We start from the raw sequence: 16,791 nt of genomic DNA, 5'->3' as shown, positions 1-16,791 counted from the left end.
TTTGTGAACGGTCCCGTTATATTGACAGAGCTGCTACCGCTCTGTTGATAGCTGAATTGACTCGGCACGCCACCCGGCGACGCAGAGTTGTAGTTCGCAAGAATGTACGACTGCAATTGCGAATCTGCTTGCACAGTCTTCTGCGCGAGAACCGTCTGTCCGTCACTCGTTGCGGGACCCCGATCCACTGAGCCCCCGAATCAGTGGGGACTTGTCCTATTAACGTGGTAGCTGTGCCCGTTTCGTAGGTACCATTTACCGTCACCCCCATGATACGCATCTGGTCTTCGATCTGCGCTTCGGTGTACTTGCCGCCGCTCTTGTCCGCAAGCTGTTTGGCGAGAGTCTTTTCTTCAGGGTGCAGTTGCCGGTTAAACCGGTCCACGTTGTACCCCGAGACTGCACCTGCATTGCCGCCCACCGCTGCGCTTGCGCCCGTGGCAATCGCATTGGCCACGATGTTCCCGAGAGCTTCATTCATTGCCGCATTGCCAGTCGGATTCGAACCGGCAATTGCATCGCTCAGGTTGTTCAACTGTCCGGCCGCAATCGACGCAATCGCAGCGCCGGCAGCGCCACCGATGGCATTGCCACCTGCCAGGCCGGTCACAAGGGCCGCGCCCGCCGCCTGCATCATCGCGCGATCTGTGCCGCCTTCCTTCCACGCGTCCATGCCTGCCTGATCGCCTGCGGCGGCTGCCTCGTCATACTTCGTTTTCGCATAGTCGCCAATCCGCCGGGAAACGGCTTCGCCCGCTGCGCTCGCCGCCGCCATCATGTCGGACTGCCTGTCGAGAAGGTCGTTCACGTCCGGCAATTTCGCCACCGTGCCGTTTGTGTTCGACGTATCCCGGTTCAGGCTTGCAATGTCCTGCGTCTGCTGCGCCGCATCGGTCGTGATGATCGTTCCCGCGCTGATCGCGCTTTTCGTCGTCGCGCTGTCGCTGCCGCTGTCGTTCTGGCTTAGCATCGGCGCGACGCCGCCCCCGTTGATGCCTGACGTGCTGCCGTGCGTGCTGTAGTTCGCGCCACCATCGCCCGCCGTGATGCCCCCGCCGATTCCGCTGGAATGTGCGTCATAGCTGGATGAATTCTGAACGTCAGAGAACGTCAGCGTACCTGTCGAAAGCGTGTTTTTCGACGCATCGGCCTCGCTGGCGATCAGGCCGCCCTTGAGGTCGGTGTTACCCACGACACTGATGTTGAATCCGCCGTCACCGGCCGAGATTCCAGCCTGTTCATTGACACCCGCATAGCTGCCGCTCGCGTTCGCGTCGGTGTGACTGAAGCTCGCGCTCCCGCCGCCCTGGCTGATGCTGAATCCGCCGCCCGTACTTTCCTGATGCGCGGCGCTCGTCATCGTGTCCTGTACGCTTGCGATATTGAGATTACCGCCAACGCTGGCATTCATCTGCTGGCCGCTCACGTTGGACCCGATGATGTTCGTATCGCCGCCCGAAATGATTGTCGCCGTATTGGCCGCCGTCACATGCGTGTTGTTCTGCGTGGCCGCATCGGTATTGCCGTCGCCGTGCGCCTTCGACATGGCGGCATCGACGCCGAAACCGCTGCTGCCATAGGATATGCCGACGCTGCCGCTGCTCGACTGGTTCGTGCTGCGCGTCGAATCGGTGTCGGTCGTATTGACGAGATTCACCTGATTCTGCGCCGCGAGAATCACGTCGCTGGCATTCACGTTCGAACCGGCGATGGTCACGTTGCCGCTGCCGGCCGTGGCGTTACCCGTTGCGACAAACGCCGCTGTCCCGCCAGCCGTCACGTTCGACCCTACGTGTGTCGTGGAGTCCTCCGCGTACGTGCTTTTCGAGCTACTGGAGCCGAAACTGAGTTCGACCTTCATCTGAGGCGTGGTGCCCGTCGCAAGATCGCTGGCCAGGCCGCCGGCGGCCATATTCGCGTCCCACGCCGCGCTCGCTGCCGCCATGCCGTGCAATGCCGCCGCCCGATCATCCTTGCTGTTGCTGGCCGCATGTGTCTGGTCAACAGCATTCGATATGGCATCGATGACCGGCGCTTTCACGGCAAGGGTGAACCCGCTCTGTTTGACCGCATGCGATTCGTCATATTGCGTGGTGTCGGTGGCGGCGTCGATGATGACGTTCGCGCCCGTACCGGTGACGTTCTTCGCAGCAATGAGATCACTGCCTGTCACATGCAGATCATTGCCCGCGACGATGCTCAGATTGCCCGCGAGCGAGCCAACGGTGCTGCCCGTGTTCGTCACCTGCGACGTATTGGTGGTATCGGTCTGCGTCTTGCTGCCGACCGAGATACCGACGCCGCCGCTCGTACCGAATCCCGACTCATGTTTCTGGTAGTACGTGGACGTAGTCTGCGTATCCTGCGAAGTCGTAATGTTGACGTTGCCAGCCGCCGCGAGATTCACGTCGTTCGTGCCTGCCACCGTCGAGCCTTTCACGGTCAGGTCCTTGCCCGCGCTGATGTTGACGGTATCGCCTGCCACTATACTTGCCACGCCGATATTTGCCTGCGTGCTCTGTGTCGTGTCCGTGGTCGAGCCGTGAAACGCGCTACCGCGCTTCGATTCGGTCGCCACGTAGCTGTCATGTTCCTCGCGGGCTTCGTTCAGCGTGACGTCGCCGCTTGCGGCAATCGTCGCTGCCCCTGTACCCGCCGCGAGTGTCGATCCGGTCAGCGTCACGTTGCCCTTGCTGGCGTCGGTGCTGACCGCGCCAAGCGTTGCATTGCCGCCTGCGGTAAAGGTCGTGCCGACCGCCTGCTCGTCGTACGCATGGTCAACCTCCTTGCGGGAGGGACCGTCAGTGGCAACGTTGTTAAAAGTGGCGGTGTCCGTCACCGTGGTAGCCGTCAGGTTGCCGCCTGCGACCACCGCCATGTCGCCGCCCGCCGCAACGGTTGCGCCCCTGAGCGTCGTGTCGTTGCCGCTCTGCATCGCAAGACTGCTGCCTGCCGTGATCGCACCCGTCTCATTGATCGTGCTGCTGGCATCCCAATGGTGCTGCGCGTTCTGCATCCCGGACTGCGACGTTGTGGACTGCACCGCGTCAACCGTGATGTCATGTCCTGCCGTGATCTGCGCGTCACCGCCAGCGGTGATATTCGCGCCGTGTATGGTCAGGTCATTGCCCGCTGCAATCACCATGTCGCCGGCCGAGGCAATCGTGCCCTGTGCGCCAGGCAGGGTGGTGTTCATCCTGCTGTCGCTGGTCGCGTTGCTGACGCCCACCGTGTCGACCAGCGTCGTATTGATGATGTTGTTGCCCGCCAGCACCGCAACGCGGTTGCCGCTGATCATCCCAGACGCATTGACCACATCGTTCGTCGCGGCCACGACCGTGGTGCCGTTCGTCCCACTGCTGCCGATGGTGCCGCCACGGTTCAGGATATCGGTGGCGCTCACGACCGTCTGCGTACCGCCTTTGATCACGCCGCTGTTCGTGGCGCTGCCGGTCGCATGAATCTCGACGTCATCGGCGGAAATCAGCGCGCCGGTCGGTTGTAGATCGTTCGCATGGGTCCGCGCGAGATAGACAACGGGCGCGAGGACCTGTTGCGTGCTGCCATCGGGTAACGTCACGGTCTGACTGACCAGCCACACGATATCGCTGGTCAGTGCATCCATCTGCGCGGCCGTCAGCGCGATACCGGGCTCAAGCCCGAACTGTTGCGCAACGTTCACGCCGTTCGTCATCAGCGCCTGATACTCGTCCAGATTGTTCGTATCGCCCTGGAGGTACACGCGGCCCGTCAGTTGGGTGATCTGGTCGCGGACAAGCTGTTCCTCATACATGCCGTCGCCGAGGCGCTTCTCGACGCTCTGCGGATTCAGCCCCAACTGGCCGAGCATGTAGTCCGATGAGATGAAGCTCGTATAGCTGGTCAGGCGCGGATCGGTGACGACCAGGTACGATGCGCCGGGCGCAGTCTGATAGGTGTAAAGGCCGCTCGACGGCAGGGTGAGATTCAGCTTGCCAGTGCTGCTGGCGACCGTTTGCGGGGCGTCGACCTGCGGCCCCGTCAGGACCTGATTCGCGCCGAGCGTGCCACCGGTGGCCCCGGTCGCGGAGTTCGCCGCCGCCACGTTCGTGTTGTTGATGTCCGTGCCGCTGATCTGGACCGCGTTATTCGCGATGATCGTGCCGCCCATGCCACCGATCGCCACAGGCGTCAGGACGATTGACGGTTCCGTCACCGTCTGCCGGTCCTGGCTGGTGTCCACGTTCCACGCATAGGTGGAAACGATGTCCTGACGCTGGTACTGGTACAGCGTCTGTCCGGTATTGTTCACCAGCGTGCCGCCGTAATTGCCGCTGCCGTTGGCAATCTCGCCGTCCTGCTGGCTGGCGCCGATCTGGATCGAGCCGCCCGCTGCGATCGCACTATAGCTGTTGTTGAGCGTACCGACGTTCGCCAGCGTCAGGTCGCCGCCCGCCAGCAGTTGCGCCTGCTGGGCCTGCGGACCGGTTACCTGGTCCTGCTGCGTGGTGGTGGTCGTGTCTCTCGCGACCTCGACGACCTGATAACCATTATGTCCACCGCTGAACGTCGGGTATTCGGTCGACGGCAGGTAGTTGATGTTCGGGTCGTAGTCGTCCCAGTAGTTGACGGTGACCGAACCGTCAGCGTTCTTCGTCAGTGTGTTGTACCAGATCGTCTGTTGCTGGCCGTTGACGTTGACGACCAGCACGTTGTCGGTCGCATTCGGCCCCGAGGTCTGCGACACGATCTGCGAGGCGCTGAACGTTGCGTCGAGCGGATTCTTGTAGCCATCGCTCCAGGTAGGATTGGAACAGGCCGGAATCGGACCACCGGTCGGACAGATGATGTACTTGCCGCGCTTGGTCTGGTGTTCAGTCTCAACATCGGTTGTCACTGTCTCAACCGTGGGCGCGGGCCGCGAGTTCGTCAGCGTCTGCGTCGCGACTTCGATATTGCCCTGCGCCTCGATGGTGGACTGGTCGTTGGTGAGCGAATTCGAGCGGTTCGCGAGCAGACTGTTACCGTCGCGCGTCGCGTCGGCGGCGATGTTGATATCGCCCAGGCTGAACAGGTTCGCGCCGCCCGTGTTCGAGATATCGCCGGGCGAGTACAGGTTCAGTTGCGAAGCGGCGGCCATGATGGCAGCGGGGCCGGTGTTCACAATGGACTGGCTGGCGTTCGCCGTGACGGTATTGCCGATGAGGGTGGCGGTGTTGGTCAGAGTGGCGCTATTCGTCGTAACGGTGTAGCCCTCGATGCGGCCTTCATTGGTGATCGCGTTCGCCGCGTTGACGGTGGTGCTGGCCGAATTGAGGTCCGCGCCCGCCCGGTTGTCCACGTTCGCCGCATTAACCGTCAGCGCGTTGACCGCGCCGAGGGTCCCCTGGTTCGTGAAGCTGCCTGCCGTCGTGAAGCTCAGATCGTGATTCGCCTGGATCAGGTTGGCGGTGTCGAGCGTGTAGTCGCCATTGATGGTTACTGCGCCGTCGCGGCCCGCCACGATGCGGCCGTCACCGGTCAGCTGATTCGTCGCGACGCTCAGGTCCTGGTCGCTGCCGATTGCGCCGCCCTGGTTGGCCAGCGTGCCAGCCGTGATGGCAACGCCGCCACCACTACCGTTGTCATTGCCGATCCGTCCCGACGTGTTGTCGAGCGTCGCCACGTTCAGACCGAGCGCACCGTTGGCGTGGATCGAACCATTCTGGTTCACGACCGTCGCGCCCGCCTGGTCGAGCGTGAGGTTATTCGCGCCGGAAAGCGTGCCGCCGCTGTTATCGACGGACTGCGCGACATTCAGCGTCAGGTCCTGACCCGATACGACCTGTGCGCCCTGAGTGTTGGACAGCGTCTGTGCGGTCAGCGTCACGTCGCCGTTGCCGCCGATGGTGCCCGCGCCTGCAACGCCGCCCGCGTTCGAGTTCGTGATGGTTGCCGCGTTGACGGTCGTCGAGCCCGTGCCGATATTGGCAATCCGGCCATCCGTATTGTCGAGCGATGCGCCCGACACCTGCAATGTTGTACCCGCGCCGTCCGATTCGATCTGGCCACCGGTATTGACGAGCCCGCCCGATGCCGAGGCCGATACGCTGCCGTTGCCCTGGATCAGGCCCGCTGAATTGTCGAGCGTGCTGCCGGACTGCACGGTTGTCGCCCCGGATGCGGTGACCGTACCGCCCGCATTGTTGACGCTGCCTCCCGCGACGGACACGTCACCGTTGCCGCCGATCAGTCCGTTGCCGGTGTTCGTGAGCGCGCCGCTGGCGCTTACCGTCGTGGCTCCGGTGCCGCCGTTCGCAATCGTGCCGCCATCGTTCGCGACGCTCTGCGCTGACACGTCGAGCACGTCGTTGGCCTGCACCGTGCCGCCCGCATTGTTCAGCGCGCCCGTGCCGGTTATCGATACGTCGCGTGCGCCGACATAGCCGCCTGCGCTGTTATCGAGCGAGGCCACCTGAAACGTCGCGGACGATTGCCCCGCGAGCGTCCCGCCCCGGTTCGATACCACGCCCCCGTGGACATCCAGCGAGCCATTCGTGGCGATGGTGCCCGCGTTGTTCGACAGCGAACCGGTGGCAATGGACAGAGTGCCGGTCCCGGAATCCGTAATCCTGCCGCCGTCGTTGATGAGCGCAGCGGGCGCGAGCGTGAGGCTCGAACTGTTCGTCGCCAGCGATCCGTGCGTGTTGTCGAACGTACCGGATACATTGACGGTTGTCGGCCCGGTGCCGGTCTGCGTTAGCGTGCCGCCGTGGTTGGTGAGGTTTGCGGCGCTCAGGGATAGCTGCGTCGCGTCGAGCGTCGCCGTGCTGGTATCGAGCGTCTGCGCGGCGGAAACATTGAGCGTGCCGTTAGCAGCGCTCTGGCTGCCCGTCAGCGTTACGTTGTTGCCCTGAAGCGTGGCATTGCCACCCGCGATGTTCTGGCCTGTGGCGGAAAGGGTATCTGCCGCGCTCAGGGTCAGGTCGCCGCTCTCAGCGACGCTGCCGTCCGCATTGATGCCCGCACCGAGGGTGCCGGTTGACGTGACGTTCCCCGCACTGATGGTCAGGTTCTGCTGCGCGTAGGTTGAGCCGCTGTTGTCTACATCGCCCGCAGCCGACACCGCAAGATTGCCGCTCGCGGTTGTCTTGCCGGTGAGGACCAGCCTGCCCTGCGTCGTGAGCGTCAGGTCACCCGCCTGGGCGGCGATGACACCCGCATTCGACACGCCCACGCCGTTCTCGGTGCCCACCAGGAGGATACGGTTGGCGTACATGCCGCCAAGCTGGCTCACGTCGATAGACACGCCCGGCGCGGGACCATCGCCCGCAATAGGGGTGGCCGCAAGCGTATCGTGACTGACCTGATTCGCGCCGGCGATAACATTCAGGCCGTTGGCACGGATGGCCGCGTTAGCCTCCACCGCGCGGGAGATCAGGTCCACCTGATCAATATTGGTCGCGTCCAGGCCCGCGCCCTGGACGGTAATCATGCCGCCAGTTACGTTGAAACCGCTCAGGTTGCCGCCCGCATCGAGCATCGGCGTGCCGGTGGTGAGAATGCCGCGCGTGGTATTGATGAAGCCGCCGCCATCGACCACGATCCCCGAACCGTTTGCCACGACGACTTCGGCCCTGTTGCCCGCCACTTCGAGATAGCCGCGCAACTGGCTGGGCGAATTGCTGTTGACCTGGTTGAGAATGATCCGCGCGGACTGGCCTGGCGAAAGATTCGGGTTACCACTCACCTGTCCTGCGAGTTGTGTGTTCGTGATAACGGGCGAGTTGTTCAGGATCGCGCCGTTTTTCTGCACATCGAACTGCGAATACGTATTAACCGAAACACCCGCATTCGACGCCTTGTTGATATCGACCTGCGGCAGGCCATTGCGCGTCTGGATGACATTCGGCGCGTGCGCGCCCGAGGGCACGATCTGCGCATCCGCGAGAACAGGTGCGAGTCCGCACAGCACCAGCGCGGCGAAAGCTGCGTGACGCATGGCGAACAGTGTGATCGGGCGCCGTGAGGCCGATGAATGGGTCTCGCCCTGACTTGCGTTGCCGTGGGCAATGGCGGTTTCCGCAACGGCGACGAGCATACTCCGGCACCGGCTGAAAACCAGCCTGAACATGTTCTTGTTCATTCTGCATAGCGTATTTTTTTTAACCTGCCGAAAAATACCTCATACCACTGCTCGGGTAAGTTAAATATTGTCAATGCAGTGCGAAGCAACAACAGAAATCAAAAACAGGAATTGTCTGATCGACGCAAAGCGCCAATATGCGCAGAAGAGATATGCAAACGAATAAACGTCTGCTTCTCGCCGTGTAGTTGAAAAAGGCGCCATCAAGCCACTTTCATTGGAATTCCGACAGAACCGGTTAGTGTTTTGTCGTGGTAAAGCCAGGAGTCACAGGTCTGCCGTTTTTTTGACGTTTATTGTCAATGTTTGTCAAAACGGATCTATCCTAAATTAAAACTGTTGACTGCGATTCATTTAGATGGTTAATTCGTCGGGTGTTTTCTGGAAAATCAGAAGAGTTCAAATGGAACAACAGAAAGAGGACGGCACTGGGGACGAGGAAGAATGCCTGCTTTGCCGTATCACCTATTCGATCTACTCAAACTTTCCGCCAATGTCATCCGCAATGGCGCTGAACATCGAAACCGGCGAATGGTTTCCGTTCGATAGGCTGAAGTCGTATTCAAACGGTTACGAGATGGCCGTAGCCCTGGGCACCGCATGGGCGTGCGATTGTCGCGGGCGCTCACGACAAGCGGACGACGCGAGCATGGCAAGCTCGCTCTATGGCAGCAGCCCGCGCGTGCCGGAGAATCTCGGCAATGCTCAGTCGTTCGTCTATCAGCCCGACATGCCGGACGGCGACGCTGTGCAGCTCGCCGGCGCCGATGGTCGGCCCGGTAACAATCAGGCGCAGAACAAGCAATTTAAGGCGGTGGTCAAAGCACTTGGACTAAGCAAGAATCAAGCACGCCGCCTTCACTACGATATTCAGATGGACGATCTTGAGTATCACGGCATGATGGAGCGCGCCCTGGACCTGTTTGGAGACAAATTGGAATGATCGATACGAAAGAGCAGGTAGGACTTCACCTTTCCGCCTTGATCGGGCTTAACGTTAGCGGAGTGGCGCACGCGGCCGACATGCTTACGTTACAGTTCGGTCCGCTTCGGGAGGTAAAGACCGGCAGAGGAACCATCAAGTATCTGGGCGATTGGGCGCTCCATATTCAGTGCGACTGGCGCATCGAGCAGGGACACGTGATCGTTGCGTCTTATTCGGACTTCGCAGCGTCTGAAGAGAGAACGAGAGTGACAACGGAACGAGTCCGTGATCTCCTTGTGACACATGGCCCAACGGCTGTTTTGAATATCGAGGCGGGCGAGAACGGTGATGCCGTCATTTTGCTGGCGAGAGATATGCGACTAGTCATTCTTGCGGATGCGATACCTGATGATGAGGACTGGCGCCTATTCCCCTCGAATCCCGACGCGAAGCATTTCGTGATCGAGGGTGGCAAGGTCGATCCCTGGTCCTTGTCGTAAGGAGAGACTGGACATTGAGCGTCCCCTCATTACCGGTATTCCTGGTAATCGTCAGGTGATGCTCGACATGGCAGAGGTATCGACATTGAATAAATTTTTGAGGTGCTTCTTGCTAGTCATGGCGCTTTGCAGCTTTCGGCCGATATTTGCCGATGAGGTGATCAACGATTCGAATTGCATGCAGTACCTGGGCGGTGGCGGATTTGGAGATTTTGATTGCTATGAGCATCATGCAAGATCCCTTGAAGTCGACAACAAGAAACTGGCGAATTCAATTAAATCCGCACGAGGCATCAAAGGCGCGAGCAAGGCTGAGCTCGATCGGTACATGCGCGCACAAGATGAATCGGCAAAGGCTTGCGATCTAGCCCCTAAACTAGCTTATGATTGGAATATTGAAGAACCGCCAAAAACACACGTGGATATGTACGATGTCACGGGAGCGCGTTGCCATTATTCAATTCGCAAGCAGCAAAACGAAATCCTGCGCGACCTCTATTTGATAAAAACGGGTTGAACGACCCGTTTCGGCGGGGCCATTTAAAGGCGGGTCACGCAGGCAAGCGGCACCACCACGACTGAGCATCGGCCACGTCGCTTATCAACTCGATCCCGCGAGCACGAAGTCGTTAGGCATCAGACGTCGGGCTTACGGGTGCCGCGACGAGGCGTACATATTCCTCAAAATCCGCGCCGCGTTCCCCGGCATTGCGCTCGTGACGAAGCCTCAGGCTGCGGAAGGAGCGAAGCCATGCGATCCGCCCCGCCAAGCACCACTACTTCCACGCATACCTCATCCCCACCCAGAACCCCCTCGGCGCACCCGGCCCGACGAACTGCTCGTTGACCGGCGCCGTGCCGTTGAACGTATTGCCCGGTCCGGTAAAGAAGTTCTCCCCGAGCGCGCCGAAGCTCGCATAGCGCTTGTCGAGCAGGTTCGACACCGACGCGAACACCTGCAACTGTTTCGTCACCTGGTAGCTGGTGTCCATATCGATCAACAGATAGCCGGAGATCTTGCCGTTCACGTCCTGGTTGTTCTCGTCGCCCTGCGCGTAGATGCTGCCGCGCCACGTCAGATTCGTGCCGATTCGCCATTTCGCGGTGGCCGCGTAATCGAGCCGCAGCTTGACGGTCGTCGCCGGAATGCTCGGGATGTGATCGCCGGGATGCACGGTGATGTTGCCGTTCGCGTCGGCGCTCGAGTTGCTGGGGCTGCTTTCGACCCATGTCGACTGGTAGGTCGCATTGACGTAGCTATAGCTGCCGGTCGCCGTGAACGGACCGTACTTCGTCTGCCCAGCCAGTTCGACGCCTTGCCGGCGCGTGCGTCCGACGTTCTGGAAAAACCCCTGCGAACTGCCCGCGCCGTTGCTGCTGATGAACTCGATGTCGTTGTCGAGCGTCGTGCTGTAGGCAGCCGCGCTCCATGTCGTGTTGCCGCCGATCCTGCCGCGCGCGCCGACTTCATAGGTCTTCGAAATGACCGGCTGCAACGACGGATCGGAGATGAAGTCGTTCGGCAGCGAACACGGCGCGTTCGGATCTGCGCAGGCCAGCTCGATCGCGGTCGGCGAGCGCATGCCCTCGTTGTAGGTCGCGTAGGCGGTGAGCGCCGGCGTCGGATTCCAGTTGATGCCGACCGCCGGATTGAAGCGCGAGAACGTATGGTGGCCGTCGAGCTGCGGCTGCGTGCCGGATTCGTCGCCGATCGTCGCATCGGCCCAGTTGTAGCGGCCCGACAGCGTCAGCGACCACTGCGGCGTCAGGGACAGCGTGTCGGTCAGGTAGATGCCGTAGTTCGTGTTGTGCGTGTTCGCGTTGGTCTGCTGTGCGAAATTCCCGATGCCGACCGTCGCGCGCGAATCGGTAAACGCCGCGTCCTGCGACGACTGCGTGAAGCGCGAGTCGGCGGCATCGACGGCCATGCCCGCGATGAACTGGTTCTGCATGCCGCCGAGCTTGCCGAGCAGCGTCAGTTGCAGGCTCGCGCCGTAGCTGTCGGTCGTCACGGTGGACTGTACGTTGGTCGCCTGCAACGTATCGACGGTGCCGTCGGGATTGATCGTGCCGTAGTCGTTGTTGACGTTGCTGCTGGTGTTGGCATTGCGAAAGTGCCGGTAGTACGCGTTGCCGCTCAGTTCGACGTTGTCGTTGAAGTAATGATCGCCCGACAGCGTCAGATAGCCGGCGCTGTTCTGATTCTGATCGGGATACGTGTACGGTTGCCTGGGGTTACCGAGGAACGAGCGCGGAATGGTTTGCGCGCCGTGCAGATCGTTGTCCGCGCCGCCGGCCGATAACGACAGCGTCGTGTCGGCGTCGGTATAGCGCAGCTTGCCGAACGCTTGGCGGATGCGGCTCTCGTTCTGCTCGGCCCAGCCGTTGTCGTTCGCGGCGTTGGCGGTGAAGTAGTAGTCGAGGTTCTGGCCGATCGTGCCGCCCTGTTCGATCTGCGCGGCCTTGCGTCCCCACGAGCCGCCCTGAATTTCAGCCTCGCCGACCGGGTTGTCCTTGCCGTTTTTCGTCGTGATCGACAGCGCGCCGCCGAGCGTATTGAAGCCGAAAGTCGGATTGGAGCCGGGGATCAGCTGCATCGTGTCGATCGCCTGTTGCGGCAGCAGGTCCCAGTTCACGACGTCGCCGAACGGTTCGTTCACGCGCACGCCGTCGACGAATACCGACAAACCTTGCGGCGTGCCCAGCAGCGGCGACGCGGTGAAGCCGCGATAGAACAGGTTCATCTGATACGAGTTGCCCTGCGCGTCGGAGATCGTGACGCTAGGCAGATTCGCCGCGAGGTAGTCGCTGAGTGTCTGGCGGCCCTGCCGTTGGATATCGGCCGCGTGGACCGTCTGCACGTTGGCCGGCACCAGCGTGAGCGGTGTGCCGATGCCGAGCAGCGGCGTGGTGCCTACGACGACGATCGGCGCGAGGGTCGTGGTCGGTGTCGTGTTGCTGTTGGCGTTGCCGTCGGCTGCGCCGGAAGAGGCAGCGGAAGAGGCAGCGGAAGACGCCGAGGACGGCGCCGAGGCCGCGACTGGCGGCTCCGCCTGCGCCCATACGCTCGTGGACAGACCGGCGAGCGCGCCGCCGACGCAGAAGGTGATGCCGGCACGCCGCTGAAGCCGGCGTTTGCGGCGTGCTTGTGATCGCATGCTCATCGTTATTGTCTCCTGCCGGCTTGATTTGTACGCGTGTCGCGCGTTGTTTGACGTTGGTGTAAAGCTTCGCATACGCGTCTGTAAGACGCGCGGGAGCTTTTCCCGATCTGCCGGGGAAGCGTTCCCAAACTCGCGCAAAACCCGCTGCGCGTGCCGGCGCTGAGTAGAATGCAAGCGTCATGTCAAGCGAACCGATCCATTCCTCTTCCGCTGACCGAGCGCCGCCATCGTCGCCGATATGGCGCGACCTCGGCTGGGTCGTCGCCGTGACCGTGCTCGCGGCGGTGCTCGGCGCCGCCTTCGATCTCAGCGAGAAGGTCTACCGGTTCACGCGTGGCATGGAGCGCTTCCAGCTCGACGAGTTGCCGGGCGCGCTGTTCGTGCTGTCGATCGCGCTCGCGTGGTTCGCGTGGCGCCGCTATCGCGATGCGCGCCACGAACTGCGCCATCGCCGCATGCTCGAGGAACAGGCCGAACGACTGCTCGCCGACAACCGGCGCCTTGCCAGTCAGGCGCTGCAGGCGCAGGAACTGGAGCGCCGCCATCTGGCGCGCGAGCTGCACGACGAGCTGGGTCAATACCTGAACGCGATCTCGCTCGACGCGGCGCGCATCCGCGATCTATCGGGCGAGCGCGAGCCGGAAATTCATCGCATCGCGCTTGGGCTGATGCAGAGCGCGACGCATGTGTACCGCGAGATCGGCGGCATGATCCGCCGCCTGCGGCCGATCGGTCTCGACGAATTCGGCTTGCCGACCGCGCTCGAACATTGCGTCGACGGCTGGCGCGAGCGCTTGCCCGAAGCGTCGTTCTCGATGACGATCGAAGGGGATTTCAGCGGCCTCAGCGATGCGTTGACGATCACGCTGTACCGGCTCGTGCAGGAAGGACTGACGAACGTGTCGAAGTTCGCGCGCCGCTCGCGCGTCGAACTGTTCATGGTGCGCGCGCCGCGCGAACACAACGGCACGCAGATCGACGAGATCGTCGTGACGATGGCCGACGACGGCCCCGGCACCGATCTGACCAGGCCGCGCAGCGGGCTCGGGCTGATCGGCATGCGCGAACGCGTCGAGGCGCTCGGCGGCGAATTTCACATCGCGAGCGAGCCGCAGCGCGGGTTTCTGTTCTGCGCGCGCGTGCCCGCTCAGGCGGGGCTGGCCGAGCCCGTGAACTGAAGCCCGAGGCGGCTTGCCATCTGCGCGAGCTGTACGCCGTTGTCGGCGCCGAACTTCTGCCGGATCACCGATTGGTGGTTGGCCACCGTTTTCTGACTCAAGCCCAGCTTTTCGGCGATGCTCGGCAGCGTATAGCCCTGCACGAGCAGCCGCAGCACCTCGAACTCGCGCGCCGACAACTGACGCCCCGGCGGCCCTTCGTTGAACGCGGTGCGCAGCGCGAGCGCCTGCGAGATGTCCGGGCTCAGGTAGCGGGCACGCCGCGCGATCGAGCGCACCGCTTCGACCAGCACGTCGGGCGCGCTTGCCTTGGTCACGTAGCCGAGCGCGCCCGCGTCGAGCGCGCGCCGCACGAAGATCGATTCCTCGTGCACGCTGAAGATCAGCACGCGCGCGTCCGGTTCGCGCGCGAGCATGCGCCGCATCGCTTCGATGCCGCTTGCGCCCGGCAGCGCCACATCCATCACGACCACGTCGGGCCGCAGCGCGCAAAAACGCTGGTAGGCCTGCGCGGCGTCGCCCGCTTCGCCGCACACCTCGACGTCGGCATTCAGTTCGAGCAGACGCCGGTAGCCTTCGCGCACGACCGCATGGTCGTCGACGAGCAGAACGGAGATGGTGTCGGCACTCATGATTGGACTCCGGGTGACGCCCGGTTATCGCCGCCGGCGTCGGGCTCGCGGGCAGCGGCCGCGAACTTGCGTGAGTTGGCGTCGTTGCGGAACAGGATCGGCTGTTCGCGGGCCGCTGCTGTCGCCCCGGTTTCGGATGCAGATCCCGATGCTGCACGCCGCACGATCTTGACCACGGTGTCGTGAAACGGCGACTTGTCGCAGACCGGGTCGGCGTTGGCCGCGTCGCCGGTCAGCAGGTAGGCCTGGCAGCGGCAGCCGCCGAGGTCGAGGTCCTTTTCATCGCAGCTGCGGCACGGCTCCTTCATCCACCGCAAACCCCGAAAGCGGTTGAACGCGTCGCTGTCGTACCAGATCTCGCGCAACGGCATGTCCTTCACGTTCGGCAGCGTCAGGCCGGGCAGGCCGCGCGCCGCGTGACACGGCAGCGCGGCGCCGTCGGGCGCGACGCCGAGGAACACCGCGCCCCAGCCGTTCATGCAGCGCTTCGGGCGGCGCTCGAAGTAGTCGGGCACGACGAAGAAGATCTTGCAGCGCTCGCCATGCGTGCGGCGATAGCGCGCGACCACCGCTTCGGCTTCTTCGAGCTGCTGTTGCGTCGGCATCAGTTGCGCCTGGTTCTCGCGCGCCCAGCCGTAGAACTGCGTGTTCGCCAGCTCCAGATATTCGGCGCCTAGAGCCAATGCCATCTCGATGATCTTGTCGACATGCGGCAGGTTGTAGCGATGCAGCACGCAGTTCATTACCATAGGAAAGCCGTGCCGCTTGAGCGCGACGGCGACGCGCTGCTTCAGCTCGAAGGTGCGCGTGCTGCTCAGGAAGTCGTTCAACTGCTGCGTCGAATCCTGGAAGGACAGCTGGATGTGATCGAGCCCGGCGGCCTTCAGATCGCCGAGGCGCTGATCGGTGAGACCGACGCCCGACGTGATCAGGTTCGTGTAGAAGCCGAGCCTGTGCGCTTCTTCGACGAGTACTTCGACGTCGTCGCGCACCAGCGGCTCGCCGCCCGAAAAGCCGAGCTGCACCGCGCCGAGCGCGCGCGCCTCGCGCAGCACGTCGAGCCATTGCCCGGTGGTCAGTTCGCGGTTGTGATCGGTGTAGTCGAGCGGGTTGTAGCAGAACGCGCAATGCAGCGGACAGCGATAGGTCAGCTCCGCGAGCAGCCACAGCGGCGGCGGCACGACGGCGGCCGCGTCGCTTTGCACTTGCGCGCCGGGTTGAGAGGCAGGTTGAGAAAGATCGGTCATCGCGCTACTCCAGCCAGCCGCGCCCATGCGCGTCGGCGATGAAGGCCCGCACCTCGCTGCCGATGCCGGTCGTGTTGAACGCCTGTTCGAGGTCGGCGATCAGCGTATCGATGTCGCGTGTGCCGTCGCAGCGCTTGAGGATTTCTCCCGCGCTTTGATTGAGCTTCACCATGCCCTCGGGGTACAGCAGCACGTGCGCGTTCTGCGCGGGCTCCCATTGCAGGCGAAATGGCTTGGCGATCGCGAGCGGCGTGGCGGGGTCGGCGCGTGTCGAGTCGTTCATTGCGCAAACGCCTTCTCGATCGCGTCGAGCATGGTCCACAGAATGTCGAGCTTGAACTGCAGGATGTCGAGCGCCCGTTCCTGCTGATCGCGTCGCGTGAAATGGGCAAGCGTGACCTCGAGTCCGTGCTGCACATCGCGCTGCGCCAGTGAGATGCGCGAACGGAAATACGCGAGGCCCTCCGCTTCGATCCACGGATAGTGCTCGGGCCAGCTCGCGAGCCGGTCGCGATGCACCTGCGGCGCGAACATTTCGGTCAGCGACGAGCACACCGCTTCCTGCCACGGCGCGCGGCGCGCGAAATTCACATACGCATCGACGGCGAAGCGCACGCCCGGCGTCACGTGTTCGAGCGACCATAGTTCGTCGCGTGTGAGGCCGACCGCATCCGCGAGACGCGCCCAGGTTTCGATGCCGCCTTCCGCGCCGTCGTAGCCGTCGTGATCGAGAATGCGCAGCACCCAGCGGCGGCGCGTCTCGCGGTCCGGACAGTTCGACAGCACGGCCGCATCCTTCAGCGGAATGTTGATCTGGTAGTAGAAGCGGTTCGCGACCCAGCCGCGAATCTGCTCGCGCGAGCAGCCGCCGCTATTCATCTTCACGTTGAACGGATGGTGGATGTGATAGGCGGTGCCCTTCGCGCGCAACTGCGCCTCGAATTCTTCACGGCTCCAGGCGGGTCGGTCGATGCCTTGAGTTCCCGTGGTACTCGCGTCGCGTGTTGGTGTCGTGTCCTGAAGGTCTTTCGCGTTCATGCC

10 protein-coding genes are annotated in these 16,791 nt (G+C 62.6%); 4 read left to right on the top strand and 6 right to left on the bottom strand.

Annotated features, from left to right (window positions below):
- Positions 1-16: 16 nt before the first annotated feature.
- A complete protein-coding gene (locus OKW35_RS46420; RefSeq protein WP_429555577.1) occupies positions 17-8,104 on the bottom strand; it encodes a hemagglutinin repeat-containing protein in 8,088 nt (2,695 codons plus the stop codon).
- Between the two features lie 403 nt (positions 8,105-8,507).
- On the opposite strand from OKW35_RS46420, the gene OKW35_RS46415 reads away from it, so the two are divergent.
- From OKW35_RS46415 to OKW35_RS46405, 3 genes are all read left to right on the top strand, one after another.
- The gene (locus OKW35_RS46415) at positions 8,508-9,047 is read left to right on the top strand and encodes a hypothetical protein (RefSeq protein ID WP_429555576.1); all 540 of its coding nucleotides are present in this window, start codon (positions 8,508-8,510) and stop codon (positions 9,045-9,047) included.
- Entirely contained in the window at positions 9,044-9,529 is a 486-nt protein-coding gene (locus OKW35_RS46410) for a hypothetical protein (RefSeq protein ID WP_184067261.1), read from the top strand. The genes OKW35_RS46415 and OKW35_RS46410 overlap by 4 nt, the downstream gene beginning before the upstream one ends.
- Positions 9,530-9,596: 67 nt before the next feature.
- Complete coding sequence (locus OKW35_RS46405) at positions 9,597-10,046, top strand: hypothetical protein (protein ID WP_429555575.1); 450 nt, start codon at positions 9,597-9,599, stop codon at positions 10,044-10,046.
- 259 nt (positions 10,047-10,305) lie between these two features.
- On the opposite strand, the gene OKW35_RS46400 is transcribed toward OKW35_RS46405, so the two are convergent.
- Positions 10,306-12,693 carry a TonB-dependent receptor gene (locus OKW35_RS46400; protein ID WP_429555574.1) on the bottom strand — a complete coding sequence of 796 codons (2,388 nt, stop codon included), beginning with the start codon at positions 12,691-12,693 and terminating at the stop codon, positions 10,306-10,308.
- A gap of 179 nt (positions 12,694-12,872) precedes the next feature.
- On the opposite strand from OKW35_RS46400, the gene OKW35_RS46395 reads away from it, so the two are divergent.
- Positions 12,873-13,871, top strand: a complete 999-nt coding sequence (locus OKW35_RS46395; RefSeq protein WP_429555573.1) for a histidine kinase — start codon at positions 12,873-12,875, stop codon at positions 13,869-13,871.
- Here OKW35_RS46395 and OKW35_RS46390 read toward each other — a convergent pair.
- Genes OKW35_RS46390 through pqqC form a run of 4 tightly spaced genes read right to left on the bottom strand, consistent with a single transcriptional unit; the run spans position 13,841 to position 16,788 of the window.
- Positions 13,841-14,503, bottom strand: a complete 663-nt coding sequence (locus OKW35_RS46390) for a response regulator (protein WP_184064647.1) — start codon at positions 14,501-14,503, stop codon at positions 13,841-13,843. The genes OKW35_RS46395 and OKW35_RS46390 overlap by 31 nt on opposite strands.
- Positions 14,500-15,750, bottom strand: coding sequence for a pyrroloquinoline quinone biosynthesis protein PqqE (gene pqqE / locus OKW35_RS46385; protein WP_429555572.1), 1,251 nt, complete (start codon positions 15,748-15,750; stop codon positions 14,500-14,502). Before pqqE ends, OKW35_RS46390 begins: the two co-directional genes overlap by 4 nt.
- 4 nt (positions 15,751-15,754) lie before the next feature.
- Positions 15,755-16,033 carry a pyrroloquinoline quinone biosynthesis peptide chaperone PqqD gene (gene pqqD, locus OKW35_RS46380; RefSeq protein ID WP_090809033.1) on the bottom strand — a complete coding sequence of 93 codons (279 nt, stop codon included), beginning with the start codon at positions 16,031-16,033 and terminating at the stop codon, positions 15,755-15,757.
- Positions 16,030-16,788: a pyrroloquinoline-quinone synthase PqqC gene (pqqC, locus tag OKW35_RS46375; protein ID WP_429555571.1), complete on the bottom strand. Its 759-nt coding sequence runs from the start codon at positions 16,786-16,788 to the stop codon at positions 16,030-16,032. Before pqqC ends, pqqD begins: the two co-directional genes overlap by 4 nt.
- Between the last annotated feature and the right edge of the window lie 3 nt (positions 16,789-16,791).

Source organism: Paraburkholderia sp. MM5477-R1, from assembly GCF_050436385.1.
Taxonomy (GTDB): Bacteria; Pseudomonadota; Gammaproteobacteria; order Burkholderiales; family Burkholderiaceae; genus Paraburkholderia; species Paraburkholderia tuberum.
Note: the sequence above shows the minus strand (reverse complement) of the source record. Positions and strands in the feature narration are given on the sequence as shown.